This window comes from Paenibacillus sp. FSL R7-0179 (genome assembly GCF_038002265.1).
Taxonomy (GTDB): Bacteria; Bacillota; Bacilli; order Paenibacillales; family Paenibacillaceae; genus Paenibacillus_AQ.
Genome location: NZ_JBBOCC010000001.1, coordinates 2290227 through 2314897, shown reverse-complemented (window position 1 = coordinate 2314897; position 24671 = coordinate 2290227). Strand labels below are relative to the sequence as shown.

24 protein-coding genes are annotated in these 24671 nt (G+C 53.3%); 10 read left to right on the top strand and 14 right to left on the bottom strand.

Annotated elements, in window-relative coordinates:
* Positions 1 to 78 precede the first annotated feature (78 nt).
* From MKX63_RS10305 to MKX63_RS10275, 7 genes are all read right to left on the bottom strand, one after another.
* Positions 79 to 1707, bottom strand: coding sequence for a putative polysaccharide biosynthesis protein (locus MKX63_RS10305; RefSeq protein ID WP_341016884.1), 1629 nt, complete (start codon positions 1705 to 1707; stop codon positions 79 to 81).
* Positions 1708 to 1733: 26 nt separating this feature from the next.
* On the bottom strand, positions 1734 to 2219 hold the full coding sequence (locus tag MKX63_RS10300; protein WP_341016883.1) for a DUF456 domain-containing protein: 486 nt from the start codon (positions 2217 to 2219) through the stop codon (positions 1734 to 1736).
* A gap of 19 nt (positions 2220 to 2238) precedes the next feature.
* Positions 2239 to 3018: a Cof-type HAD-IIB family hydrolase gene (locus MKX63_RS10295; protein ID WP_341016882.1), complete on the bottom strand. Its 780-nt coding sequence runs from the start codon at positions 3016 to 3018 to the stop codon at positions 2239 to 2241.
* A 94-nt stretch (positions 3019 to 3112) separates the two neighbouring features.
* Positions 3113 to 5227: a peptidoglycan D,D-transpeptidase FtsI family protein gene (locus MKX63_RS10290; protein WP_341016880.1), complete on the bottom strand. Its 2115-nt coding sequence runs from the start codon at positions 5225 to 5227 to the stop codon at positions 3113 to 3115.
* Positions 5228 to 5260: 33 nt separating this feature from the next.
* On the bottom strand, positions 5261 to 7327 hold the full coding sequence (locus MKX63_RS10285; RefSeq protein WP_341016879.1) for a peptidoglycan D,D-transpeptidase FtsI family protein: 2067 nt from the start codon (positions 7325 to 7327) through the stop codon (positions 5261 to 5263).
* 142 nt (positions 7328 to 7469) lie between these two features.
* Positions 7470 to 8609 (bottom strand): transglutaminase domain-containing protein, encoded by a 1140-nt coding sequence (locus MKX63_RS10280; RefSeq protein ID WP_341016878.1) that lies wholly within the window; start codon positions 8607 to 8609, stop codon positions 7470 to 7472.
* A gap of 51 nt (positions 8610 to 8660) precedes the next feature.
* Complete coding sequence (locus MKX63_RS10275) at positions 8661 to 9104, bottom strand: hypothetical protein (RefSeq protein ID WP_341016875.1); 444 nt, start codon at positions 9102 to 9104, stop codon at positions 8661 to 8663.
* Between the two features lie 252 nt (positions 9105 to 9356).
* Between MKX63_RS10275 and MKX63_RS10270 the strand changes: the two genes are divergently transcribed.
* Together MKX63_RS10270 and MKX63_RS10265 are read left to right on the top strand one after the other, a co-directional pair.
* A complete protein-coding gene (locus MKX63_RS10270) occupies positions 9357 to 10535 on the top strand; it encodes an MFS transporter (RefSeq protein ID WP_341016874.1) in 1179 nt (392 codons plus the stop codon).
* 110 nt (positions 10536 to 10645) lie between these two features.
* Positions 10646 to 11005 carry a toprim domain-containing protein gene (locus MKX63_RS10265; protein ID WP_341016873.1) on the top strand — a complete coding sequence of 120 codons (360 nt, stop codon included), beginning with the start codon at positions 10646 to 10648 and terminating at the stop codon, positions 11003 to 11005.
* Positions 11006 to 11112: 107 nt separating this feature from the next.
* Here the strand turns inward: MKX63_RS10265 and MKX63_RS10260 are convergent, their stop codons facing one another.
* Positions 11113 to 11730, bottom strand: coding sequence for an SCO family protein (locus MKX63_RS10260; RefSeq protein WP_143803800.1), 618 nt, complete (start codon positions 11728 to 11730; stop codon positions 11113 to 11115).
* Between the two features lie 31 nt (positions 11731 to 11761).
* Positions 11762 to 12694: a heme o synthase gene (gene cyoE, locus MKX63_RS10255; protein WP_036701718.1), complete on the bottom strand. Its 933-nt coding sequence runs from the start codon at positions 12692 to 12694 to the stop codon at positions 11762 to 11764.
* Between the two features lie 206 nt (positions 12695 to 12900).
* On the opposite strand from cyoE, the gene MKX63_RS10250 reads away from it, so the two are divergent.
* Together MKX63_RS10250 and MKX63_RS10245 are read left to right on the top strand one after the other, a co-directional pair.
* Positions 12901 to 13905 (top strand): metal-dependent hydrolase, encoded by a 1005-nt coding sequence (locus tag MKX63_RS10250; RefSeq protein ID WP_341016870.1) that lies wholly within the window; start codon positions 12901 to 12903, stop codon positions 13903 to 13905.
* A gap of 531 nt (positions 13906 to 14436) precedes the next feature.
* Positions 14437 to 14628: a hypothetical protein gene (locus MKX63_RS10245; RefSeq protein WP_036701722.1), complete on the top strand. Its 192-nt coding sequence runs from the start codon at positions 14437 to 14439 to the stop codon at positions 14626 to 14628.
* Position 14629: 1 nt separating this feature from the next.
* Here MKX63_RS10245 and trpS read toward each other — a convergent pair whose 3' ends face one another.
* Positions 14630 to 15619, bottom strand: coding sequence for a tryptophan--tRNA ligase (trpS, locus tag MKX63_RS10240; protein ID WP_340938262.1), 990 nt, complete (start codon positions 15617 to 15619; stop codon positions 14630 to 14632).
* Between the two features lie 444 nt (positions 15620 to 16063).
* Between trpS and MKX63_RS10235 the strand changes: the two genes are divergently transcribed.
* Together MKX63_RS10235 and MKX63_RS10230 are read left to right on the top strand one after the other, a co-directional pair.
* Positions 16064 to 17035: an aldose 1-epimerase gene (locus MKX63_RS10235; RefSeq protein WP_341016868.1), complete on the top strand. Its 972-nt coding sequence runs from the start codon at positions 16064 to 16066 to the stop codon at positions 17033 to 17035.
* Between the two features lie 107 nt (positions 17036 to 17142).
* A complete protein-coding gene (locus MKX63_RS10230; RefSeq protein ID WP_341018598.1) occupies positions 17143 to 17373 on the top strand; it encodes an alpha/beta-type small acid-soluble spore protein in 231 nt (76 codons plus the stop codon).
* 115 nt (positions 17374 to 17488) lie between these two features.
* Here the strand turns inward: MKX63_RS10230 and MKX63_RS10225 are convergent, their stop codons facing one another.
* Positions 17489 to 17902 carry an O-methyltransferase gene (locus MKX63_RS10225; RefSeq protein ID WP_341016867.1) on the bottom strand — a complete coding sequence of 138 codons (414 nt, stop codon included), beginning with the start codon at positions 17900 to 17902 and terminating at the stop codon, positions 17489 to 17491.
* 353 nt (positions 17903 to 18255) lie between these two features.
* Complete coding sequence (locus MKX63_RS10220) at positions 18256 to 20055, bottom strand: M3 family oligoendopeptidase (RefSeq protein WP_341016866.1); 1800 nt, start codon at positions 20053 to 20055, stop codon at positions 18256 to 18258.
* 105 nt (positions 20056 to 20160) lie between these two features.
* Between MKX63_RS10220 and MKX63_RS10215 the strand changes: the two genes are divergently transcribed.
* Positions 20161 to 20349: a YycC family protein gene (locus tag MKX63_RS10215; RefSeq protein ID WP_341016865.1), complete on the top strand. Its 189-nt coding sequence runs from the start codon at positions 20161 to 20163 to the stop codon at positions 20347 to 20349.
* The gene (locus tag MKX63_RS10210) at positions 20346 to 20576 is read left to right on the top strand and encodes a hypothetical protein (RefSeq protein ID WP_340938257.1); all 231 of its coding nucleotides are present in this window, start codon (positions 20346 to 20348) and stop codon (positions 20574 to 20576) included. The genes MKX63_RS10215 and MKX63_RS10210 overlap by 4 nt, the downstream gene beginning before the upstream one ends.
* Before the next feature lie 119 nt (positions 20577 to 20695).
* Here MKX63_RS10210 and MKX63_RS10205 read toward each other — a convergent pair whose 3' ends face one another.
* Both MKX63_RS10205 and MKX63_RS10200 read right to left on the bottom strand, forming a co-directional pair.
* Positions 20696 to 21412, bottom strand: coding sequence for a DUF2225 domain-containing protein (locus tag MKX63_RS10205; RefSeq protein WP_341016863.1), 717 nt, complete (start codon positions 21410 to 21412; stop codon positions 20696 to 20698).
* Between the two features lie 17 nt (positions 21413 to 21429).
* A complete protein-coding gene (locus MKX63_RS10200) occupies positions 21430 to 21813 on the bottom strand; it encodes a globin domain-containing protein (protein WP_341016861.1) in 384 nt (127 codons plus the stop codon).
* Between the two features lie 482 nt (positions 21814 to 22295).
* On the opposite strand from MKX63_RS10200, the gene ylbJ reads away from it, so the two are divergent.
* A complete protein-coding gene (gene ylbJ, locus MKX63_RS10195; RefSeq protein ID WP_341016859.1) occupies positions 22296 to 23567 on the top strand; it encodes a sporulation integral membrane protein YlbJ in 1272 nt (423 codons plus the stop codon).
* Positions 23568 to 23699: 132 nt separating this feature from the next.
* A complete protein-coding gene (locus tag MKX63_RS10190) occupies positions 23700 to 24497 on the top strand; it encodes an NAD kinase (protein WP_341016857.1) in 798 nt (265 codons plus the stop codon).
* Positions 24498 to 24671 lie beyond the last annotated feature (174 nt).

Below are 24671 nucleotides of genomic sequence, written 5' to 3'. Positions count from 1 at the left end.
GAAGCTTGCTCTTTAAGTGAATCAAAATGTAAGGAATAAGTCAAACAATAATGACAAATCAAGACAATAGTCATATCATTATTCACCGGAACGTACACGGGCCGGCTGCAATCTCATCAAAGGACCCAGCACCTTGCGCAGCGGACGGGGATAACCGGCAATTTCCTGGCTGCTGAGGACGCCCAGAATGATCAGGAGAACGAGATACACAACCACAACTGCCGCTCCCACCACCAGACAGGTAATCAGGAAGGCCAGACGGGCTGGCATCAGCTCAGTCAGCAGTAGCCCTGCTTCATTCAAGCCATAGCCAATTCCTGCGGAGGCCAGAACTGCAATGGAGAAGCCTCCCCAGCGTTTGCCAAGAATAGAGAAGGGGACGATTTTTTTGAGCATCCGCAGGTTAAGCATTGTAATCACTATGAAGCATAGCGCCGTAGAGCCGATAATGCCATAGATGCCGAACCACTGGCTGAACAGGAAATTGGAGCCGAACTTCACGAGGATCCCCACAAGCACGTAATACATGGATATCCGCGATTTGCCCATTCCGAGCAGGATCGAGTTAGTGGTCATCATCGTAATCTGGAAAATAGTTCCGAGCGTCAGCATCGCCACAATGCCGCTGCCGTCCAGTGTTTTGAACAGCAGGCCGTTAACGGAATACGCCGCCACGACCAGCGAGAGAACAACCGGTGTTCCGGTCAGAATGGATACCCGCATGGCGAGTGTGACCTGACGCTGCAAGTGCTGTTCATCTTTGCGTGCGAAGGCTGCAGAGATAATCGGAATCAGCGATGCACTTAGGGCGATCGACAATACCGGAGGAATCCCGGCCACACTCTGTGCCCGGCTGCCGAAAATCCCCAGCGTCCACGTCGCTTCCTTCAAGCCGATTTGCCCGCTAAGCAACGGCACAATAAAGGTAGTATCAATGAAGTTCACTACAGGCACCGTAACGGAAGATAAGACAATCGGTATGGATAACTTGAAAATATCCTTATAAATCTTCAGCAGCGGGATACGGGCCTCGTTTGATTCATAAAGTGCGACCTTCTCCTCGCTGCGGCGCAGCTTCATCGCATAATACAGCATCACGCCGAAGGCGCCGATACTGCCGAGCACACTGCCGAAGGATGCGCCTGCCGCCATCCAGGTATTGCTGTAGCCCTGGCGCAGCAGGATGAAGGCAAGCAGAATGGCCGTGGATACCCGTGCAATCTGCTCGACAATCTGTGAGATGCCACCGGCCATCATATTGTTGCGGCCCTGGAAATACCCGCGCATCATCGCGATTGCGGGGAACAGCAGCAGCGCCGGGGCAATCGCCCGGATGGCCAGCGTACTCTCGGGAACCTTGCTGGATTCCGCGTAATAAGGAGCAGCTATGTAGAGCGCCACACTCATAATCACACCAACCACAGCCGCAAAAATCAGCGCCGCCCGGTACACCTGCTGTGCTTCCTGCGGGCGGTTCAGCGCATAGCGCTCGGACACCATTTTACTAAGCGTACTGGGTATTCCGGCTGTCGCCAGCGGCAGCAGCAGCAGATATACGTTGTTGGCTTGTGTAAACGCAGCGTTACCGACTTCATTGAATAAATGCTCCAGCGGCACCCGCTGGGCAAGCCCGAGAACACGGGCCACCAGTGCGGCCGCCGCCAGAATAAGCGTGCCTTTAACAAAAGATTCCTTCTTGGTGGACAAGCTGTTTCGCCTTCTTCACAATAAATTTAGTAACGTCCGATCCAGATAAAGAAGAGGACGATCATCACAATCTGCAGAATAATCTTGACGACTGTGCTGCTGAACAGCCCGAGCAGAGCGCCGAAGCTGACCTTCACCGCTTTACCGGCCTTCTCGCCGGCAATCAGCTCGCCGATGAAAGCACCCAGGAACGGGCCAATCAGCAGGCCGAACGCCGGAATCAGAAACGGGCCGATAATCAGACCGATGGTGCTGCCGATCACGGAGGCGCGGGAGCCGCCGAACTTCTTGACGCCCCAGGCACCGACCACATAGTCGGCAATGAACAGCACCACAACGATCAGTGTCTGGGCAATCCAGAACCAGGGACCGAAGGAGCTGAAGGAAAAGAACCAGCCATATACAAAGAAAGCCAGGTAAATCGCAAGCGCACCCGGCAGGATCGGATATACCGCCCCTGCCATCCCGATTGCGAACAAAGCAATGATCAGAATCCAGCCCAGAATTGTCAATTCCCTCAACTCCTTAAGTTTAAGCTCGTTTCGACACTCTACCGGCCGGGGTTCCGGCCTCTGTCAGGATGTACTTCTGAATCACTTCCGCGATTCCGTCTTCGTTGTTCGTAGCTACTACTGCATCCGCTTCCTGCTTAACAGCTTCCTGAGCATTGCCCATAGCCACTCCGAAGCCGGACTGCTGGATAGCTGCCAGGTCGTTAAGGCTGTCACCTACGGCAACAACCTGGGACATGTTAATCCCCAGCAGCTTACAGACCTCAAGGATGCCAGAAGCCTTGTTGACGCCCAGCGGATTAATCTCCAGGTTGAACGGCGAGGAGTTGGTGATCTCCAGCCCGCCCAGCTCCTGCAGCCGCATCAGCAGCTTATGGCGGATATCATTATCCTCAGTGGAATAGCCGAATTTCAGCCATTCCCTGCTGTCAATCTCCCCGTCCCAGGTATCCCGGTTGTACACCTCATCTACAGAGTAGGCCCAGAACCAGATATCGAATTCCTCAGCAATTTTGTGCATCTCCTTGACCAGCTCCACATCCATCAGAGACCGTCGGTACAGCTCATGGGGCGCACGCCAGACTTCACTTCCATTTACCATAATCATCGGAGTGTTCAGGCCAAGCTGTTCAGCATAAGGCATCGCACTGCGCGAAGAGCGTCCGGTAGACAGGCAGACATGTACACCGGCCTCCATCGCTTTTTTGATCCATTCCACCGTAAGCGGGGTAATCTTCTGTTCGTCGTTCAGTAAGGTTCCATCCATATCCAGTGCTAGCAGGCGGTATTTGGCAGTCATTTGCCACCCCTCCATTCTTGGTCGCTCTTTCGTGTGAAGGCAACCGTATATTTGGTGTTCTCGCTAATCCATCTCCATCCAGGCTATAATATCATCAGTTTGTTGCGGGAGTATTATCGGAAGGGTCACCGGAAGCAGCGCCGTCATTCGGGTTCGCTGTTTTCAGGCTTTTCTTAGGCACGCCATCCAGCCCGTATTCCCAGTCGTATGCATCGAAAATTTTACGTGCAACCGGAGCGGCACTGTTAGAGCCGAATCCGCCTTCGGGGATGACTACAGCAACAGCCAACTTAGGATTATTACGCGGGGCGAAGGCAATAAATACCCCGTTATCGCGCAATTGCCCTTTACCAAGCTGCTGTGAGGTCCCTGTCTTACGGGCAAAATCATAAGGGAAATCTGCGAATGCCGAGACCTTACTGTTCATACCCTTTTTAATTTCTCTCCAAAAGGACTTGTCAAAGGTCGTCACTTCATCCAGCACCTCGCGCTCAAATTTCTTGACCACCTTGCCCGATGAATCCGTGATCTTGCTGACAAGCTGCGGCTTGATCCGCACCCCTTCATTCGCAAGCGTAGAAGCATACTGAGCTAACTGCAGCACCGTATAACGGCCCTGCTGTCCGAAGGAGGCATAGACCAGCGCGGCTTGCGCACTGCCCGCTGCCTTAGTATCCGTGTAGTTGATCTGTCCCAGGTATTCATTAGGGAGACCGCTCTGCGTAGATACGCCCAGGCCGAACTCCTTCATATACTTATCCCAGACTCCAATTCCCTCGCCTTTATATTGCTCATAAAGCTTCTTGCCGATCATATCCACCATGAACACATTGGAGGAATCCTCAATTGCCTTAGCCGCATTCATCCGCCCATAGACGTGCCCTGAGGCATTGCGGACGGAGGATTTATCATCCTTGCCGAAATAGGCAATCCCTTTGTCAGTGTAAGTATACGAAGTGCTGAAGAATCCTTCATTCAGACCGATCAGCACCGTCAGCGGCTTAATGGTGGAGCCGAGCAGTACCGTGGAACCAAATCCATGACCGGACATGCCGGAAGAGTATGGAGTGATCGTCCCGTTCTGATAATTACCCATGATTTTATTCCAGGTATCCGAATCCAGCTTCTCCGCTGTCCAGACATTGGTATCGTAATCCGGCATGCTGGCCATGGCTACGATATTGCCGGTATCGACCTCCATCGCCACCGCATAGCCTGTCTTGGCGTCAGGATGAGTCTTGCCTTGTACAGCGTTGCGGTGCAGCCAATTAATCTGTTCGGTGATGGCCTGCTCCGTCTTAAGCTGAACATTCTTGTCAATCGTCATCCAGATATCATTTCCCTTGACAGGCGGAACTACCTCTTCCACCTTCTCGGCCATGTTCTGCGGATTTACCGAGATGACCTGATAGCCGTTCTTGCCGCGCAGCTCCCGCTGATATTGCAGCTCCAGACCGTCGAAGCCGACGAATTCATCGTCTTTATAATTCAGGCCGGGATCTGCGCCGATCTTCTTCATGGCGCTCTGAATATTCTTGTAGATGTTGAGCGTATTGGAGGATTTGAAGGGCTTGATATATCCGACCGTCTGCACAGCTACGGTATCCTTGTCGTAATGACGTACGCCTTCTTCCACGATCTCAAGGCCGGGGAATTCGCTTTTGTGCTCCATGAAATAAGCGATTTCCTTGGTGGTCAGTCCGGACTTGATCTTACGGGCCATATAGCCCGAATATTTCTTGAAATATAAATCCAGTGAATTAATTACTTCATTAACAGTCAGCTTCTCGCCGTTCGGGTCGCCATATTCATCAAATTTCGCAACCAGATTATTCGCAAGTGCGTACGCATTGGCTCTGGCCTCCGGCTTCAACGAGCTGATGCCCGTCTCCTTGTCTACCGCTTTAGCTGTATATTCCTTTGTAAGCGTAACATACAGCGTTTGAACGGAGGTCGAGTAGGCGATTTGCTCGCCTGCGGCGGCGCGGATGCCTCCACGGATGGAGGCGAGGGGGACACTTTTGGTATCCCGGCTGGTCTCCACCTCGGTCAGTGTGGGTCCCTCAACGAATTGAATAACTGCGAGACGAATAATAATTACACAAAAAATAACAAACGTGCTGAAGAAAAACACGTTAAGCCGCAGGCCAAGCGAGCTCTTGCTGTCCTTCTCTTCCGGGGGGGAGGCCTGCTTTCGGAAAACACCCACAGTTTTTCACTCCTCTACATCAAAATAAACCGTTTAGTCCACCCTTGACTCGGGCACATTCTTCTTAGGGACTCCATCCAGCCCATACTCCTGGTCATAGGCTTCAAAGATCTTCCGGGCTACCGGTGCGGCACTGTTCGCTCCAAAGCCGCCCTCCGGGATGATCACGGCCACTGCAAGCTTAGGATGCTCACGCGGAGCATAAGCAATGAATACCCCGTTGTCACGGGTGGCCCCGAACGCTTCCATCTCAGAGGTTCCGGTCTTGCGGGCGAAATCATACGGGAAACCGTCAAACGCCTTAACCTTAGTATTCATCCCGCGCTTGATCTCCTTCCAGTAAGCAGGATGAAACGAGATGCTGTCGAGGACTTCCCGCCCAAATTGCTTAACCGTATTGCCTTCGGGATCTGTAATCTTACTGACGAGCTGAGGCTTAATCCGCACGCCTTCATTCGCAAGCGTCGCCGTGTACTGGGCAAGCTGAAGTGCAGTGTATTTCCCCTTCTGGCCGAAGGAGGCATAGACCAGCGCCGCTTGGGCAGAGCCCGCCTTCTTCGGATCAAGATAATCGGCAACTCCGGCGCTTTCACCCGGAAGCCCGCTTTGCGTAGACACCCCAAGCCCGAATGCCTTCATATATTTGTCCCATACGGCAATGCCCTCTCCCGGATACTTCTTGTACAAGGCATTACCGACCCACTCTACCATAAATGCATTCGAGGACTCCTGAATAGACTCCGCCGGACTAAGCGGTCCCAGGACATGGCCGGAGGAATTCCTGACCGAGGAGCTGTTATCCTTACCGAAATAAGCGATCCCTTTATCCGTGTAAGTATCACCGGTAGTGAATAAGCCTTCTTCCAGACCGATCAAGACACTTAACGGCTTAATTGTGGAACCCAGGAAGATCAATGACTTCAGCCCGTTGCCGGAGACACCGGAGGAAATATCGTTAATTGTCCCGTTCTGGTAATAATCCTCAATTTGGTCCCACACTTCGGGCACCAGCTTCTCGGCATTCCAGACATTCGTATCGTAGTCCGGCATACTTGCCATTGCCACCACATTGCCTGTATCCACTTCCATGGCAACGGCATAGCCGGTGAGCGCGTCCTTATGAAGCTTCCCCTGTACAGGATTCCGGTGCAGCCAGTTGAGCTGATCCATGATGGCCTGCTCTGTGCTCATCTGCACCTTCTTGTTAATCGTCATCCAGATATCGTTGCCCTTGACGGGCGGGACCAAAGCGACAACCTCTTCGGCCATGTTCTGAGCATTGACGGAGATCGTCTGATACCCGTTCTTTCCTCTAAGCTCGCGCTGGTATTGCTGTTCAAGACCATAGATGCCGACGAACTCATCTTCCCTGTAGCTAAGTCCCGGGTCCGCACCCTTTTGTTTCATGGCGCTGCGGATGTTTTTGTATAAATTATACCCTTTTTCTGTAGAACGGAATTGCTTCATATAACCAACCGTTTGGACGGCCACCGTGTCCTTGTCATAATGGCGGACACTCTCCTCCACAACAGACACCCCGGGATAACGCTGCCTGTTCTCCATCAGATGGGCGACTTCCTTCATCGTAAGACCGGTCTTGATCTTGCGCGGGACATACCCCAGTGATTTCTTATATTCAAGATCAAGCAGCAGCAGGATATCCTCCTTAAGCAGCTTCTTCGCAGCAGGATCGCCATACTCTTCAAACACAGATGACAGCCCCGCCACCAACGCCTTCGTATTCGCCTTGGCTTCAGCGGTGGGTTCATATAAGCCGGTCTTCTTATTCTTGACCTTCGCAGTGTATTCTTGGGTTAACGTAACGAATAAGGATTGAATCGGTGTGGAATGGGCAATGTCTTCCCCGCCCGCCGCATGAATAGTCCCCCGGATCGCCGCAAGCGGAACATCCTTGGTCTCCCGGCTGGCCTCCACCTCGCTAAGCTCGGGACTCTCTACAAACTGCAGTCCTGCAAGCCGGATCATGATGATCACAAAAATAAAAAAAGTGCCGAAGAAAAACAGATTTATGCGTAAGCTCAGGTAGTTGCGGGTATCTCCATCACCCGGGCCGGAGCCCGGCTTACCGAACCATCTCACAGCAAGTCCTCTCCTTATGTTGCATACGATAACTTATCCTTCTATTTCCCGCTGAAACGGTACCATCCTTTGAAAGGACGGCACAGCCGCTTCCACTTGCCCGCTGTTATTGTACCATAGATATAAGAGCATCCGCTCCTTCTCAGAGGATGTTTTCCTTGAGATGCGTGGAGTCGAAATCCCTGGGATTGAACCAGTCGCCGCTGCTGGCCCAGGTGGAATCAAGCGGAATCCAGGCTGCACTGCTGCTGATATAGACCTCATTCCAGGCATGCGGTCCATAACCGCCTTGCCCGTCATAGCCTTTACCGGTGACGACACGCACCTGGAGGCCTTGCGAACGGGCCATCATGGCATAGAGCCGCGCGTAATCAATGCATACCCCAAGCCGTGTATCCATCGTATCCTGCGGGGTCTGCTCATGCCAGATCCGTCTCTCTTCATAATTCTCTGCTTTGTTATAATCGTACGCAATACGCGAGCCTACCCAGTCATAGAGCAGTCTGGCCTTCTCTTCATCCCCGCTGGCTTGTCCGGCAATATCTGCGGCTGCATCGGCAATATCCGCCGAAATATCATGGTCAATCACCTCATATTTGCGCCGGAGAATATCGCTCATCTCGGCGGCTACCGCCTTAGTCAGCACTGGCAGCTTTCCTCTGACCTGTTCACCGGCCAGCGGCTCAAATACCGCTTCCGCACTCTGGCTGTAGACCGGTGATGACTGCACGTAGCGGCTGAAGCCGCTGTCCGGGTTCAAGGCGACGCTGATGAACAGGACAAAGACCAGCACCAAGGCGCGGGTAAGCCCCGCGGCGGTGCCAAGCACTGCCCCGACGAGCCGGCTGACGCCTGTGATCCGCCCCGAACCCCTCCCGGACTGGCGCGGCAGGCGGAACGGCAGAAGCAGGAACAACAGCCCCAACAGCAGACGAATCAAGGTATAGCACAGTAAGAGCAGCAGCAGAAACCGCACCACTGGTGAATTCGCCAGTACGGAGGCTCCGGTGTAATATAACTGCTGCCATTGGCTAAGCTTGGCATCCGGCGGAGTAACGCCCGAAGCCCAGTTCCCGGCAGCAGGTGAGAGATATACGGCTGCGGGAATCGCCATCACCAGCGAAGCTGCCGCAAGCACGCCTGATCCGAGCATGCCGAACAGCCCTCCGGCTGCTCTGCGGAAGCCCCGGCCCCAGCCTTGCAGGGCAGAGAAGAGGACCACCAGCAGCAGAACAATGGAGATGATATTGGCTTCCCGAAGACTTTCTATCCAGCTGTTCAATGAATCACTCCTCCTTCTGCTGCTGCAGGTAACCCTGAGCCAGCTGCACTGTTACTTGCCCGCCTGTTTCCTGGCTTCATCGATGAAGGTCTTGGTTGTATCCGTAACGCTCCACTTCCCGAGGCTGACTCCGCGGAAGACCACTTCCACCTTATCCTCTGCGGCAGAGCCCTTCACCTCCAGATTAGGAGTAGTGATGGTGAAGGTGCCGTCACCGCCGGAGGTATAAACCGCTTCCTGCGCTTCTTTGAGCATGACCTCCTGCGCCTCATTCTTCAGCGTACTGACCGTCCCGTCCGCCACTTTGTTAACGGCATTACCGATCTGGTCCATAGTTACCCCGCTATAAATGAACAGCCCCACAATAATAACGACGACGATAGCCCATTTCAACATAGTCTTAACGATGTTAACGACTGCGAACAGCAGGACAAGCGCAATAACGATAACAAGCCAATTCTCTCTGATAAACTGTGACCACACTTCCGGATTCATCAATTTCACAACACCCCAATCGCAAATTTCGCCACTCCGGGACGCTGTCCCGTCAGACATTTCATTAATATTAATTATTATACATGAATGACCCTTATAATTCATGGTTGCCGGAATGCAGAACTGCATACAGGGCTGGCCAAGAAAATGGTATAAGCCCCCGCTGCCGCACGTAAAGTACAAGTAGGCTGTTCCCTCTGCTGGAATCCGTTCCGTCATCAGCGGCTGGCCGCTAATCTGGAGGTGTTATCCGTGAAAACTGCAATGTGGCTCTACCTCTTCATGTTCCTGGCGTTCTTCGATTTGCATGCCCAGTATCCTATCCTGACACCCTTTGCCATGTCACTGGGAGCGGGCCCGGCCTTCATCGGCTGGATGATGGGGATGTATTCCCTGACCCACCTCCCGGGCAATCTGCTGGCAGGTGTACTTGTAGACCGCAATGGCAGCCGCCGCTATATCGTGTTCGCCCTTACTGTAGCAGGACTGATCCTGCTCTTGCAGGCGCATGCCCAGCTGCCCTGGCATCTGCTCCTGCTGCGGGCAGCGAGCGGGTTCGCCCTGGCGTTCCTCTCGCCAGCCTGTATGACCCTCTTGGCCTCGCTCTCCTCTGATCCGGCGACCCAGGGCAAATACATGTCAGGCAACGGAATTATTCACACGCTGGCTTCGGTGGTCTCCCCTGCTGCCGGAGCCTTCATCGTAGCCAAAGCCGGTTACTCCGGCACCTTCAGTACATTAGGGTGGCTCCTGATCTTCACCGGTGTGATGGCCTTCTTCAGTGTGCCGAAGCATAATCCCGCCCTGGTACTGCATAAGCCTGCACTCCCGGTGAAGCAGAATCTGCAACCCGGGGAGGTAGATACCGCCCCGCCTGCTGTCTCCAGGCGTTATTATCTGCTGCCCTTCTTCGTATCCTGCTCTCAGGGCGTACTGTTCTTCGAGCTTCCGCTGTCACAAGGACAGGACGGAATGGTCTCTACAGGAATTCTGCTCTCTCTGCTCAGCCTTGGAGCGCTGGCGACCCTCTGCCTGTTCTTCCTGAACCGGCTCTCGCCAAGCATACGTATTGCTGTTGCCCTGCTTGGGATGGCTCTTTGCTTCTTCACCTTGGCTGCCTTCCGCAGCATCCCGGCCGGAGTCGTTCTCTTCCTGCTCGGCTCTGCCAAAGGGGTATTGTTCCCGGCTATGGCCTCCCTCTTCATCAGTCTGGGCGGCGCAGGACGGCTGGGCCGGACCTTCTCGCTGCAATCCATCGCCATGTCCCTTGGGGCCTTCGCCGGACCTGTAACCGCCGGACAGCTTAGAGGGTATGTTTCGCCTTACTTCATCGCCTTCGTGCTGCTGATGACAGCTCTCCTGCTGCTGCCTCCGGGCAGATCCAGCCGTCTCTCTTCTTATGCTCCCGGCTGGAACAGTCCTGCCGCCTGAATGCGACATTTCCCGGGGAATGAATACATATTGTTCCGCTACGCTGTTAAAAATAGCGCAGCTTAGGTACAATATCGTCATAACAACTATGATCCGGGGGCTGATTGCATATGTCCATCACCATTATTGTCGAAGGCAAGAACGACCGCAGCAGACTGAGACGGCTGCTTGATCCAGAGGTCGACATTCTGTGCACCTTCGGTACGCTGAATACCCTGAAGCTGGAATCCCTGCGGAATACGATCCGGGACGGGGAAGTCTATCTGTACATGGACAATGACAGCTCAGGCAAAAAAATCCGTGCTGTCCTGCGGGACGCCTTTCCCGATGCTGTTCATATGTATACCCGCAAGGGTTATGCCGGTGTGGAAGGGACTCCGGATGAATATAACATCACCCAGCTGGAGAAGGCCGGACTTGAAGATTTCATTATTTACCCCCAGCCGTATCCTCAGGGCATAGAAGGATAATTCATCGCATGAAGCATATACATTCTTAACCTTTCACCACAAAACGAGGGTGTCCGGTGCAGCAGCTCCACTGCTTCACGGACACCCTCGTTTATTGCGTTCCTGTACTATTCACGGGCCAGCTTCTTAACCGTTCTGGCCAGGAACTCCGGCGTTACATTCTCCGTATCCCCCGCATCGTACAATCCCCGGAGCTGATTATTCTTGTCCACCAGACCAATGAGGTTCGCGTGGGCGAAATCATCCTTGCTCGTGCCGTAGATCAGCACCTTGAAGGACTCCGCTGCCAGCTTGCGTACCTGCTCCTGATCCCCCCGCAGAAAATACCAGCCGCTGTAATCAGCATGGAACTTGTCAGCAAAGGCTTTGATAGCTTCCCTGGTATCATTCTTCGGATCGAAAGATATCGAGACGAATTCAACGTCTTTGCCGAAGCTGCCGTCTTTAACCAGTATATCCTGAGTCTCTGACAGCATATAGGTGGTAATCGGACACACATCGGGACAGACGGTGAAGAAGAAATAGACCAGCCTTGCCTTACCTGCCGTATCCGCCAGACTGATCTGCTTTCCGTCCACATTCTCCAGGGAGAAGTCCTGTACCTGACCGATGACCGGCAGCTTCTCACCTCCGAAATCAAACGATTTGACTGCCAGATAGACCGCCATAATTACTGCAAGCAGCAGCAACAGCCAGGTCCATTTGTAACGTTTCAAGGTCTGCACAGGACACCTTCCCTCTCTATCCTAAGAATGCTTACACATGAATGGTATTCAGCACCAGGGCAATCAGGCTTAAGGTCAGATAGTTAATGGAGAAGAGGAAGCTTTTCTTCGCCCAGATCTCATCATCCTTGGCCTTGAATCCGATGAGGGTTAAGTAGAGCCAGCCAACCGACAAGGCCAGTGATACAATAAGATAATAAATACCTGCATAATCATAGGCGTACATCAGCACAGGCACCGGAAGCAGCAGAGCCACATAAGGAATCATCTGAAATTTGGTGCGTCGCGTCCCCTTCACTACCGGAAGGAGAGGAAAGCCTGCTGCTCTGTATTCCTCCTTGCGGCGGATACCGAGTGCCCAGAAATGGGGCGGCTGCCACAAAAAGAGCATTGCGAACAGCAGCCAGGCTCCAAGATCCACAGTTCCTGTAACAGCCACATAGCCGATGACAGGAGGCATGGCCCCCGAGATCGCACCTACCGAGGTGCTCCAGGTAGAGGTTCTTTTGAGCCAAAGGGTGTACACTACAACATATACGAACATGCCGACTATGCCGAACAATCCGGCCAATACGCCGCAGAATGCGAACAGCACGCCCAGCCCGGCAATGCCGAGTCCAATGGCATAGATAAGTACTGTTGTAGGCTTCAGCCTTCCTGTAGGCAGCCCGCGTTCCCGGGTCCGTTCCATCTTCATATCCAGATCGCGGTCAAAATAATTATTGAAGACACAGGCCGAAGCCATGACCAGCATGGTGCCGAGCAAAGTAAGAATCAGGCGGCCATACTGCACATCCCAGCCTGATGCCACCCAATAGCCTGCAAATGCCGCAATCAGATTGGAGCGGATAATGCCGGGCTTCGTAACGGTAATAAAGTCGCGCCAGCTTGCACCTTCCGGTGGAGACTTGGCAGACATTGATGCGGAATCAGAAGAAGCTTGATATCTCAATTGATTGTCCACGTATCGGGTTCCTCCTTCTAGGGAACTTCTAACACTCCGCTATTAACTTTATCATAGCAAACTGGGAAAGACTTTGACAATCATTGACCATGATGTTCATTAATTCGACAATTACGTGACGATATTTATTTCCCTGTCCTTAAATAACTTAGCCCAATAATGGGTAGTTATTAATAGAGAACTTCCGTACAAAGGAGATCTGACTAATGGATACTGCCACACATTTTGTTATGGGACTTGGACTTGCAGGTCTGTCCTTCGTCGATCCGCTCGTCGCTTCGAATGGAACGCTGGCCGGAGCGGTGATGGTAGCCACTGTACTGGCTTCTCAGGCACCGGATGCCGATACCGCCCTGCGTCTGAAGGATAACGCGGTATATATCCGCAATCACAGGGGAATCACCCATTCACTGCCCTTTTTACTGCTGTGGCCGGCATTGATCACAGTGGTCATCGGGCCGTTGTTCGGCTTCACAGACCTTGGTACCTTAAGCCATATCGCGCTCTGGAGCTTCATCGGCGTTGCCGTCCATGTATTCTCCGATCTGTTCAACACCTACGGGACTCAGGCTGCCCGCCCGTTCACCGAGAAATGGATCGCCTGGAATATCATCCATATCTTCGATCCGTTTATCTTCGGCAGCCATGCAGCCGCGATTATTCTCTGGATCAGCGGAATAGTGCCGCCCGCTCCACTATTCATTACCTTGTACGCCTGCATCGTCTTGTACTACATCTGGCGGACCCTTGTTCATGCCCGCATTACGCGCAGCATCAAGAACAAGGATGTTCACCACCATGCAGGTGACCGGTATTATGTGATCCCCACCATTTCGCCAGCGCGGTGGAATGTGGTCAAAGCCAAGCCGGACGGCAGCTATAATGTCGGACTGCTGAACAGCGGGCGGCTGGAATGGTTCAAGCATGCGGTGTGCTCCACTCACCCCGCTGTCGAGCATTCCAAATCCCATCCGGATATTCAGGCCTTCCTGTACTTCACCTCATACGCTGTCGCGGAGGTGGAGGAGCTGCCCTCTGGTTATATTGTACGCTGGGGAGATGTCCGTTATTTACACCGTAAGCAATTCCCGTTCGTCGCTGTCCTGGTAATGGATCATGAGTATAAACCGCTGAATACTTATGTCGGCTGGTTAAGCAGCGAGAAGCTCGATGAACGCTTCGCCATTGACCCGGGAACCGTCAAGCTGTAGGAAGTTTTTTTGAAAACAGGTGGCATCTGCCGGGGCAGGTGCCACTTTTTTAATTACATTTACCACCAAAACCACCCACATGTGCGGTCAGGGATCACGCCGAGATGTTGTAAATATTGCAACTTTGAATAAGGGATATAAGGGTCTCTGTAAGGAATGTTGCATGAAGTGCAGGAATTTCCCCGCTCCGCTGATTGGGGGAGGAAGATTGCTGCCTTTTGTGCAACATTTTTTGATTTGGGGTGATTTATAAATCGAAATGTTGCAATTTGTGCAGGATAATGCAACTCATCTAATACGTTATAGACTATATTTACCGGGGGATCTATTCTCTTGCCTGCCCCTTGACGCCCGGGACGGCATAAGGCACAATCACCATAAAGCGGTTACAGCGCAAAGCAAGTGCTCACCTACTACATTTATTTACATTTGAACTGAAAGCTTACTTTTGAACTAAAAATCCCGGCATGCTGCGAGGCACACCGAGATTCACTTGTACACTATTTGAAGCAGAAAGGAAGGCTGGAACATATGGGTAAAGGTCTGTCACTGTGGTTCGCCTGCTCTTCAATTCTACTCCTCACAGCAGCTTCCATCTCGATCAGCTATAACATTTGGCTGGCGCTCCTGCTCGGCGCGCTGTGCGTGCTCAACATCGGCTGGGGCTTCATCGTCAAGGCCAGGCTGAGACGCAAGGCGGAGAGTAACCAGCCTACCCCTTAACTTAACGGGTAGGCAGGAAGCCCATCCGTTCCTTGACGCCCTCCAGGGTCCGGGCAGCACTGATCCGTGCACTTTCGGCACCCTGAGCCAGAATATCACTCAGCATCCCTGAGCTGCGAATGTCCTGATATCTTTGCTGGATCGGCTCCAGCAGGGCTACGACCGCTTCAGCCAGCTCTTTTTTGAAGCCGCCGTACATTTGGCCTTCATATTTGTCGGCAATCTGCTGCAGGCTCATTCCCGAGCACTCGGCATAGATGCTCATCAGATTGCTGATCTCCGGCTTAGCCGCCGGGTCGAAGATAACCTCACGGCCGGAATCCGTTGTGGCCCGGCTGATCTTTTTGCGGATCACATCAGGCGGGTCCAATAGTCCGATTCTGCTGCCGGGGTTGGGATCGCTTTTGCTCATCTTCTTGGTACCGTCATCCAGGGACATAATCCGCGCGCCGACCTCCGGAATGTACGGCTCAGGGACAGTGAAGAAGTCACCGAACCGGTGATTGAAGCGTCCCGCCAGGTCACGGGTCAGCTCCAGATGCTGCTTCTGGTCTTCCCCTACCGGCACCAGATCCGCATTATAGACCAGAATATCGGCGGCCATCAGCGACGGATAGACGAACAGACCTGCGCCCACGGATTCTTTGCCGGCCGACTTGTCCTTGAACTGTGTCATCCGTTCCAGCTCACCCATGGCAGTGAGCGTAGTCAGAATCCAGCCCAGCTCGGCATGCTGCGGCACATGGGACTGCATGTAGACATGTGCAATGGACGGGTCGATGCCTGCAGCCAGATACAGCGCGGCTACTGATTCGGAATTCTCACGCAGAGCTGCGGGGTCCTGGGCTACCGTAATGGCATGCAGATCGACCACCATGAAGTAACATTCGTATTCCTTTTGAAGCTTGACGAAATTCTTGATTGCCCCGATATAATTACCGAGTGTGAGTGAACCGCTGGGCTGTATGCCCGACAATACTTTTTTAGCCATTTCCTTATCCCCCATCATAATTAATGTCCGTTGGCGCATAGAACGCAAAAAGGCCCCACATCCGCAAGGGACGTGAGACCGTGGTACCACCCTTATTCGCTGCCTGGAGTCCCCGGAGGTATCTATGCAAACAGCCTTGGCTTCCGTTAACGGGGAAGAGGCGGCCGGTCTACTTAAGGCTTAAACAGCCTGTTCGAGCGCGGCGCTCAAGGGTCCATTCAGTCAGAGGTGCACCACCGGTTCACATCAGCCACCGGCTTTCTGGAGGTACAGTCCATGCTTACTTGTCCCTGTCATCGCGTTACCTGTGTTACTTGATGCCTCCATCATAGATCGGCCCGGAGAAGTTGTCAAATCCCTAACCTCCGCCGGATAAATCTGGTATGATAAAGATATTCGTGTGTATGTAATCTGATTACAGCTTATCAAAGGAGCATATCTCTTATGAAACAGGTGACCAAAGGGCAGTGGAACGGTTATGATACGTACATTTTGCATAGCCGGGAACTGGAAGTCACGCTTCTGCCCCGGCTGGGTAATAACGTAATTTCATTGTGGGACCTCACCATGGAGCGGCAGATCCTCCGTCAGCCTGAAGAAAGCGACTTGGCATCATATATGCAGAAACCTTATCACTTCGGCCTGCCCCTCCTGGTGCCGCCTGGCCGTATACGCGGCGGAAGCTTCCAATTCGACGGCACAAGCTACCAGTTCGACCGTAATGCGGGAGAACATCATATTCACGGACTGCACCGTGCCCAGGCCTGGTGTGTCAGTGATATTGAAGAGGATGAGGATGGCTGTGCGGTCACCACTGAATTCCTTACTGCGGATGATCCCGAGTGGATCAGACAATTCCCCGAGCCGCTGAAGCTTGAAATGACCTTCCGGCTTCAGGATGCCCGGCTCCAGCAGACGCTCAGAGTCACTCATCTTGGCAGCAAAAGTGTTCCTTTTGGCGCAGGCTATCACACATGGTTCATGCTGGACGGAACACCCTCCCGCTGGAATGTCACCCTTCCTGCCGGAGCCGTCTGCGAGCTGAGTGACGATCTCCTCCCTACCGGACAGCTATTGCCGCTCGGAGAGCTTACGAGCCTGCACACCCGGCTGAATCTTCAAGGTGCGGACCTCGATACTGTGCTGCGAATAGCAGAGGGCCAGCCTGCCGAGGCCGTGCTGATGCGGGACGATGGATACGGGCTGCGTTACTCAGCCGATACTGACCTCTTCCGCCACTGGATTCTCTATACCAAAGGCGAAGCCGACAAGTTCCTGTGCATTGAACCGCTAACCTGGCTCCCGGATGCACCTAATCTCCAGCAGGACGCCTCCGATACCGGTCTGATCACGCTTGAACCCGGACAGACGCTCGTTCTTGGGTGCACGCTGCAGATGATCTACCCGGACCAATAAATTTCATATAATTACCATCCTATAAACCTTCAAAATCCGTGCATGAATTCTCCCTCCCGCGCTCATACTATCTTCACAACGGGCGAAGGAGGTGAACACACATGGGTATGAGTCAAGGTCAACAAGGTCGTGGTAGCCGTTCTAACAACCTGGTAGTTCCTCAAGCAAATGCAGCGCTGCAGCAGTTGAAATATGAAGCAGCACAGGAGCTTGGAGTAACAATCCCGGCAGACGGTTATTATGGTAACTATACTTCCCGCGAAACTGGTTCTTTGGGAGGATATATCACCAAACGTCTGGTGCAACTGGCAGAGCAACAACTGTCCGGTCGTTCGTAATCGCTACCCTTATCTTTAAGATCCGTCTAAGCCGTGAGGCATAGACCGAGCAGCATCACAGCCCTCCCGCGTTTCTCGTCGAAACGCAGGGGGGCTTTTCTATATGTATATAGAATCAGCCGAAGGATTGATCCGAGGCATCGCTGTGACTGCTGCGCGGATAGCGGATCATCAGATTCGCCATATTGTAGTTGGACTCCAGTGTAGCGTCCACCACCACCATTCCCTGGCGTACAGCAAATTCGTAGCTGATCTCTCCATGCGTCCACCGTTTCTTATACTTCAGGCTCTCCAGCGCCATGACGCGGAATGAGGATTGCTGTCCCGAAGTCAGCCCCTCCTGTTCGGCTGCGAAGCTTCCGCTGCGTCCGGCGAGCGGATTGTGGCGGACCCCGAATTTGCCGATAATATTATTCCTGATCTGTACAAATACCGTCCCTGAATTCAGTCCTGACAATTCCTCCTGCAGCTCATGAAATACCAGATCGATCTGTCTTGCAAGCGATAATTGTTCCGTCCTCACATACATTTCCTCCTAAAAGTCTTGTGGGTGATGCAGCCTCATGGCTCTGCCTCACACAACACTTGCTTCGAAAGCAGTTGTTTGAATTTCGTGGGTCTAGCAGCGCTTATATAAGGCTTTAGGCTCATTATAGGGTACTATTCAAACACCCACAACATTATTCAACATAATTGGGTTATAATCCCTATAAATGCGCAAATTATTTAGTATTTATAGCAAAATACAAACTTTTGTCGCCATTTATCGACAAATACACAGCATAAAAAGACCCCGAAACCGGGGCCTTTGCGCATTCACACCATTTTCAACCGCCATCATTATACTGCAAAAAACCAATTCTTCTCATTTTCGACAAATCCTTAGCCGTGTTGTTCTGTCATTTCCAGGAATTCATTGATATCGGCAACGATTAAATCCGCAGCCCCCTGCCAGAAATCCGACTTGGACAGATCAGCGCCCAGATGCTTCGACACCAGATCCTCCAGCGTCATCACCCCGGTATCCTGCAGCAGGCTGTCATACTTATCGGCAAAGGAGGTCCCTTCTTGCAGTGCAAGCCGGTATAGACCGGTACTGAACATATACCCTACTGTATACGGGAAGTTGTAGAATGGCACATCCGTGATATAGAAATGAAGCTTCGACGCCCAGAAATGCGGATGATATTCGGAAAGAACCCCGCAGAAGGCCTCCTTCTGGGCTTCCTCCATCAGCGCCGACAATTCCTCACTGCTTACAAGACCTGCCTTGCGCTTCTCATAGAAGCGGGTCTCGAACAGGAAGCGGGCATGAATATTCATAAAGAACGCCACACTGTTCTGGATCTTCGCTTCAAGCAGCGCCAGCTTCTCTTCGTTGTCCGATGCAGACTTCACCTGCGCGTCCGACACAATGACCTCCGCGAAGGTGGAAGCGGTCTCCGCCACGTTCATCGCATAGTTCTGGTTGAACAGCGGCTGGTCCTCCAGCAGGAAGGAGTGATAGGCATGGCCCAGCTCATGCGCAAGAGTGGATACATTGGACGGCGTGCCGCTATAAGTCATGAATATACGGGATTCCTTGCTCTCCGGGAAGGAGACACAGAAGCCGCCCGGACGCTTCGCGGCCCGGTCTTCGACCTCAATCCAATCCTTGTCGAAGGCGCGCTCGGCGAAATCCGCCAGCTTCGGACTGAATTTGCGGAACTGGGTCACGATGTCGGCGGCTGCCTGTTCATAGGGAATTTTGCCGGAGGACTTGCCGACTGGCGCATCCACATCGACCCAGGCGAGTGACTCCAGACCCAGAATTTCTGCCTTGCGCTTCAGATAGGATACCAGTGCAGGCTTACTCTTCGTGATCACATCCCACATGACATCCAGAGTCTCACGGGACATACGGTTGATGCCCAGCGGCTCCTTCAGCACATCCTCCCAGCCGCGGCCCTTGTACAGCTTCAGGCGGAAGCCTGCCAGATGATTCAAGGTATCTGCACAATAGTCGGCCGCCCCGCCCCAGGCTTCTTCCCATTTGCGGAACATCGTACGGCGGACCTCAGGATTCTCATCCGTCAGCTTGTTGAACGCTTGCCCGGCAGAGAGCAGCTTCTCTTCCCCGTCTTCTTCACAAGGAATCTGGATCTGTCCGACAATGGTCTCATAATGCTCGCTCCAGCCGTGATAGCCGTCAACTGCAAGCTCAAGGGCCAGGCTCTCCAGCTCCGGGCTCATCTTCTCACGGGCCAGACTCCGGCTCTCACTGAGCACGAAATTCAGCGGGGCAATCTCCGGCCGGGCCATCCACTCGGCCCATACCGCGTCAGAGGTCTGGCGCAGCACGTTATCGAAGGCAGAGCTGATGCCCTCATAACCGGCGCGCAGCCCCGTTACCTTGGAGGACAGTCTCACCGCCCCTTTGTCGAGCTGATTCTGCGCACCCAGACAACCGGCGAATTCAGAGGCCTGTGTAAGGCGTCCGGCACAGCTCTGCAGCAGCTCAATGACCGGGTCCAGCTCCTTCGTTGAAGCCGCATCAGCCGGTGCAGCAGCAGCGGCCACCTGTGTGCGCAGGCGTTCAATATCGGATTCGAGCACGCTCAGGAAGCTCTCGAACTGCGGAGAGGCAGAGCCTCCCGGAAAAATCGATTCCAGTTCCCATGTCAGTGATAACGGTTGTTTCATAGATACTCACCATTCCTTTGTTATAGAGTAGTTTTCTTTGTAATTGAGGTAGAGCCATGGTAAAGTGAATCATGATACTCCACTAATTGTAAGGAGGGCCTCCTAATGAAGCCACTGCAAATATCGCCGGAGACGGCCATCACCTTATCCAAACAACTCGGCGTTCCGCTGGAACACCTGATGCATATGCCCCAACATATCCTGCTGCAAAAAATCGCTGAATTATCCAAGAAGGCCGTAAGCGAGCCCCCCGAAGGCAGCGCAGCCCCCTCCGACGAGAAGGACAAGCAATGATCCCCTTCAGCCATACCTGGCCTTATGACATTATTCTTGGCGACATGTACGTGCAATATTGCCCCTTCTGCGACCATGAGAATGTTCTTCTGCCGATGAAGCCTAAGGAGCTGCAGCACGTGCGCGACGGCAAAAAAAAGCTGCTGGTCTTTCCTTGCTGCAGTGCAAGTCCCACCGTCATTGATAATGACAATGACTACCTGCTGTTTGACCGGGCGGTCCGCTAAGTGCGGATGTCCGGCCGTTCGCCCCGCTTAAGCGGGCAGAGGCGTAGAAGAGGCATCCCTTCTACGCCTTTTTGCGTTCCGGTATACCGGATAGACGCTCTAACACCCTACTCCGCCTTCTATGTACCTGCGGGAAGCCCATCCGGATCAACGTCCAGCCCGCGCATCTGCTCACGCAGTATGGCCCATTGCTCGCGCGAAGCCCGAATCATGGCCGCGTCCGTAATGCGCTGGTCATTAATGACCCTTGAGAACCACCGTACAGCAGCGGCGAACTCCCCGATCCGGCGGTTCAACTCACCAATCAGATACATCAGCCGCGCATCATTACCGCCGGAGGAATCATTCTCGAACACCTTCACATACTCATCCAGCGAATAGGTCAGGAAGCGCTGCTCCTGCACCGTATCCCCTTGATACCGGTACAGCCAGGCAATATGGTGCAGCAGGCTTGCTATAATACGTTCCTTGTCTTTAATGCTCTGCGCGCAGATCAGCGCCAGCTTGTACGTCTCCAGCGCTTCCTCCCAGTTACGCTTCTCTCCGAAGCTGCGGGCCTGCCACCGTCTTCCTACCTGGGCATCGAAGGACTTCCGCTGCCAGTCAGCCAGCTTGTCTGCTGAATTCTCTGTGGAGGCGAAGCCGCACTTCGGACAGACCCGAACCACATAATAATCGGGATTCTCCGCCTTGTAGTAGGAGCAGAAGTCCGCATCGCGGCGGATGGCCTTTTTGAGGCTGGGACGTACTCTTGAGGTAGAAAATTCATGTTCACAGTTACAGCAGGTAACCTTAATTGAGTACAGCGGTATTAATTCCGGCACGGGTGCCCTCATCCTTTCACAACTACACTTTATTCATGGGGCATATTGACAAAATGATGGGCGGGACCAGCCAGCCGGCTCAGGACAAAGGTACGCAGGGACTCTTCCACACCAACCTCTGCAAGCGCCGCCTTCATGCAGGCAAGCCAATCCTCCGCCAAAGCAGGAGTGATGGGAACATGCATATGTCTGGCTCTCATCATGGGATGGCCGTGCTGCTCGGAGAACAGGGCAGGGCCGCCAAAGAATTGGCTTAAGAACTGATATTGCTTCTCCAATACCGGAGTAATATCTTCAGGGAATAACGGGCTGAGCTGCGGGTGAAGCTGCACCTTGGCATAAAACACAGTCACTAGACGGTGTATCCCCTCAGCGCCTCCCAGGCTGTCATACAGGCTCTCTTTCGGATTCATGTGGAGGTTTCGCCTTCTTCCATATTAATCTGATAAGCAGTTGCTTATCATTATACCAAAAAACACGCTGCACGGTTATCCCTGCCTTAAGACATCCCCTTATTCCGGGACAAGAAGAACAATACGCTGCCCTTGTGCAACAGAAAGCCCAGATTATTTCAAAATTCAGACAAAAAAAGGCGCCAAACCGGAGTTCAGCGCTCGTAAGCTAATCAGTATGTTCTAAAATCTTCATCACCAGGCGGGACAAGGGAGACCCGGATCACATATACAAAAGCACAAACGAGCACTCCGGCAACCACACTCATCACCATCACTCCATCCCTGAAAATCTAACTCAACAAGATGTGCATTAATTAAGTTTATAATATCATAATTTCAGTGAAAAAGCACCGGTAAATGTAACCGTTTTCCTCGTTTTTTTGTGCTGTTTGTCCACCTTCCGGCATACAACTAAGCATAGAACTGGAGGCGAGAAACCGATGACTCTGAACAAAATCGCAAGCCCGCTGCTCGGGATCGTGCTGGCGGGCTGTCTGCTGCTGATGCTGGTGCATCCCGCAAGCTCTCTGGATGCGGCGCTGCGCGGGCTCGCTGTCTGGTGGGATGTGCTGTTTCCCTCACTGTTCCCTTTCTTCGTCATCTCTGAAATTATGCTGGGCTTCGGCATTGTCCATCTGTTCGGCGCACTGCTTGATCCGCTGATGCGCCCGCTCTTCAATATACCCGGCAGCGGCGGCTTCGTAGCAGCGATGGGATATGTATCAGGATACCCTGTCGGCGCGAAATTAACCGCCAAGCTGCGCGAGCAGGGAATGATTAGCAGAATTGAGGGCGAGCGTCTCGTCGCCTTCACGACCTCCTCGGACCCGATTTTTCTGCTGGGCGCGGTCTCTGTGGGGTTCTTTCATGACGCTTCGCTGGGGCTTGTGCTTGCCCTTGCCCATTACGGGGGAGGACTTATCATAGGTCTGCTGATGTCCTTCCATGGCCGGGGCAGGCCGGAAGAAGCAGCTACGCCCCTTTCCCTCCCTCATTCAGGCAGCTCTTCTGCGTCTCCGGAAGGACAAGGTCCCGGAAGGTTGCGGACTGCGCTGAACGCGATGGCAGGTGCACGCCGGGCGGACGGCAGAAGTCTCGGCGAGCTGCTGAAGAGTGCCATCACCTCCTCACTCCAGCTCATCATCGTTGTCGGCGGTCTGGTTGTCTTCTTCAATGTGCTGATGGAGCTGCTCGCCCGTGCCGGCGTAATGTCCGCTCTGTTCAGCATGACCGGCCGCCTGCTATCGCTGGCCGGCTTCCCGCCAGAGCTCTCAGCCGCACTGGTCAGCGGCTTATTTGAAGTGACGCTTGGCGCCAGGTCGGCGGGTGAAGCTGCCGGAGGCGTTCCACTGCAGTTCAAGGCAGCGGCGGCAGCGTTCATTCTCTCCTGGGGCGGCTTGTCGGTTCATGCGCAGGTCGCCAGTATCCTGAATGGTACCGGACTGCGCTATCTCCCGTTCATGGCCGCCCGTCTGGTACATGCCCTGCTCTCAGCGGTCCTGCTTCTCCTGCTCTGGAAGCCGGTTGTCAGCTCGGGACTGGCCGGTCAGTGGTCCGCATTGCCTGCCGCCTCCGGGCTGGCCGCTCCAGAGGCCGCCCTGATCAGCAGCATCAGCCTGCTCTGCCTTCTGCTTGCAGGCATGCTGGCCCTGTCGCTGGTGGTCTTTCTGCTCGGGAAGCTGTGGCGGCAGCCCTATGCGCGCCGGAGATAATTCAATATGCCTCAGTTCTGCCGCTGCAGCACTGCGGCGTATTCCGGCTTTTCACAGCGCTAATATTGTGTTCCGGGTCAAGATTGATTATGATCGGTGTATGACTGAATTAGACAAAGGAGCCTGTACATCTTGAGATATTATGTTCTGGACCGCGGAGATGAATTATCCATCCAACTAGCGGAGCAATTTCACAAGCTGGCGCAAGGCCGGAATCTGGAGCTGGATGCCAAGTCACCTGAAATCGTGATCTCTATTGGCGGTGACGGCACGATGCTGCACGCCTTTCATACGTTTATCGATCAGATCCCTAGTCTCGCTTTTGTTGGCGTGCATACCGGCCATTTGGGCTTCTATGCGGACTGGCAGGCCGAAGAGCTGCCGTCCCTGATTGATTATATGTGCGGAGAGGTAGGACCTCATAAGCCCCGTATCGTACAGTACCCGCTGCTTGAACTGGAAATACATAAGAAATCCGGCTCCAGCAAGCATATTGCCCTGAATGAATTCACCCTTAAGGGGGTGGACGGGACGGTTGTAATTCAGGTGGATATTAATGATGTAACCTTTGAGATGTTCCGCGGGGACGGCCTGTGTGTGTCCACACCTTCCGGCAGTACCGCTTATAACAAAAGTCTGGGAGGCGCTATGGTGCACCCCTCGATCGAGGCGCTGCAGATTGCTGAAATTGCCTCCATTAATAACCGGGTATTCCGGACCATGGGATCGCCGCTGTTGCTGCCTAAGCATCATCACTGCGATATCTTCTCGCGCAAGGAGCAGCGCCTGCTGCTGACCATTGACCATAATAACATTCCGGTGGATGATCTGATTTCGGTACGCGCTCAGGTCGCGGACCACAAAATCAGCTTCGCCCGTTACCGCCCTTTCCCGTTCTGGAACCGTGTCCGGGAGGCCTTCTTAGTCTAGTCTGATCCCTGATTCTCATGAACAAGCGGAAACGGCTTTGCCGTTCTTTTAAAGGACGGCACCGTTTCAGCGAGAAATAGAAGGATAATTTATCGTGTCAACATATAAAGTCTTATATTTCAAGCGAGGATGGTATTGCGCCCTTAGCGGGGACATTCCATAGCCTGCTGGATA

Excerpts from the sequence above, each read along its gene's own strand:
- MKX63_RS10250 (WP_341016870.1), top strand. The coding sequence starts at position 12,901 with ATGGATACTGCCACACATTTTGTTATGGGACTTGGACTTGCAGGTCTG.
- MKX63_RS10235 (WP_341016868.1), top strand. The coding sequence starts at position 16,064 with ATGAAACAGGTGACCAAAGGGCAGTGGAACGGTTATGATACGTACATT.
- MKX63_RS10215 (WP_341016865.1), top strand. The coding sequence starts at position 20,161 with ATGAAGCCACTGCAAATATCGCCGGAGACGGCCATCACCTTATCCAAA.
- MKX63_RS10275 (WP_341016875.1), bottom strand. The coding sequence starts at position 9,104 with ATGAATCCGGAAGTGTGGTCACAGTTTATCAGAGAGAATTGGCTTGTT.
- MKX63_RS10210 (WP_340938257.1), top strand. The coding sequence starts at position 20,346 with ATGATCCCCTTCAGCCATACCTGGCCTTATGACATTATTCTTGGCGAC.
- MKX63_RS10200 (WP_341016861.1), bottom strand. The coding sequence starts at position 21,813 with ATGAATCCGAAAGAGAGCCTGTATGACAGCCTGGGAGGCGCTGAGGGG.
- MKX63_RS10205 (WP_341016863.1), bottom strand. The coding sequence starts at position 21,412 with ATGAGGGCACCCGTGCCGGAATTAATACCGCTGTACTCAATTAAGGTT.
- MKX63_RS10265 (WP_341016873.1), top strand. The coding sequence starts at position 10,646 with ATGTCCATCACCATTATTGTCGAAGGCAAGAACGACCGCAGCAGACTG.
- MKX63_RS10245 (WP_036701722.1), top strand. The coding sequence starts at position 14,437 with ATGGGTAAAGGTCTGTCACTGTGGTTCGCCTGCTCTTCAATTCTACTC.
- MKX63_RS10225 (WP_341016867.1), bottom strand. The coding sequence starts at position 17,902 with ATGTATGTGAGGACGGAACAATTATCGCTTGCAAGACAGATCGATCTG.
- MKX63_RS10230 (WP_341018598.1), top strand. The coding sequence starts at position 17,143 with ATGAGTCAAGGTCAACAAGGTCGTGGTAGCCGTTCTAACAACCTGGTA.
- ylbJ (WP_341016859.1), top strand. The coding sequence starts at position 22,296 with ATGACTCTGAACAAAATCGCAAGCCCGCTGCTCGGGATCGTGCTGGCG.
- trpS (WP_340938262.1), bottom strand. The coding sequence starts at position 15,619 with ATGGCTAAAAAAGTATTGTCGGGCATACAGCCCAGCGGTTCACTCACA.
- MKX63_RS10220 (WP_341016866.1), bottom strand. The coding sequence starts at position 20,055 with ATGAAACAACCGTTATCACTGACATGGGAACTGGAATCGATTTTTCCG.
- MKX63_RS10295 (WP_341016882.1), bottom strand. The coding sequence starts at position 3,018 with ATGACTGCCAAATACCGCCTGCTAGCACTGGATATGGATGGAACCTTA.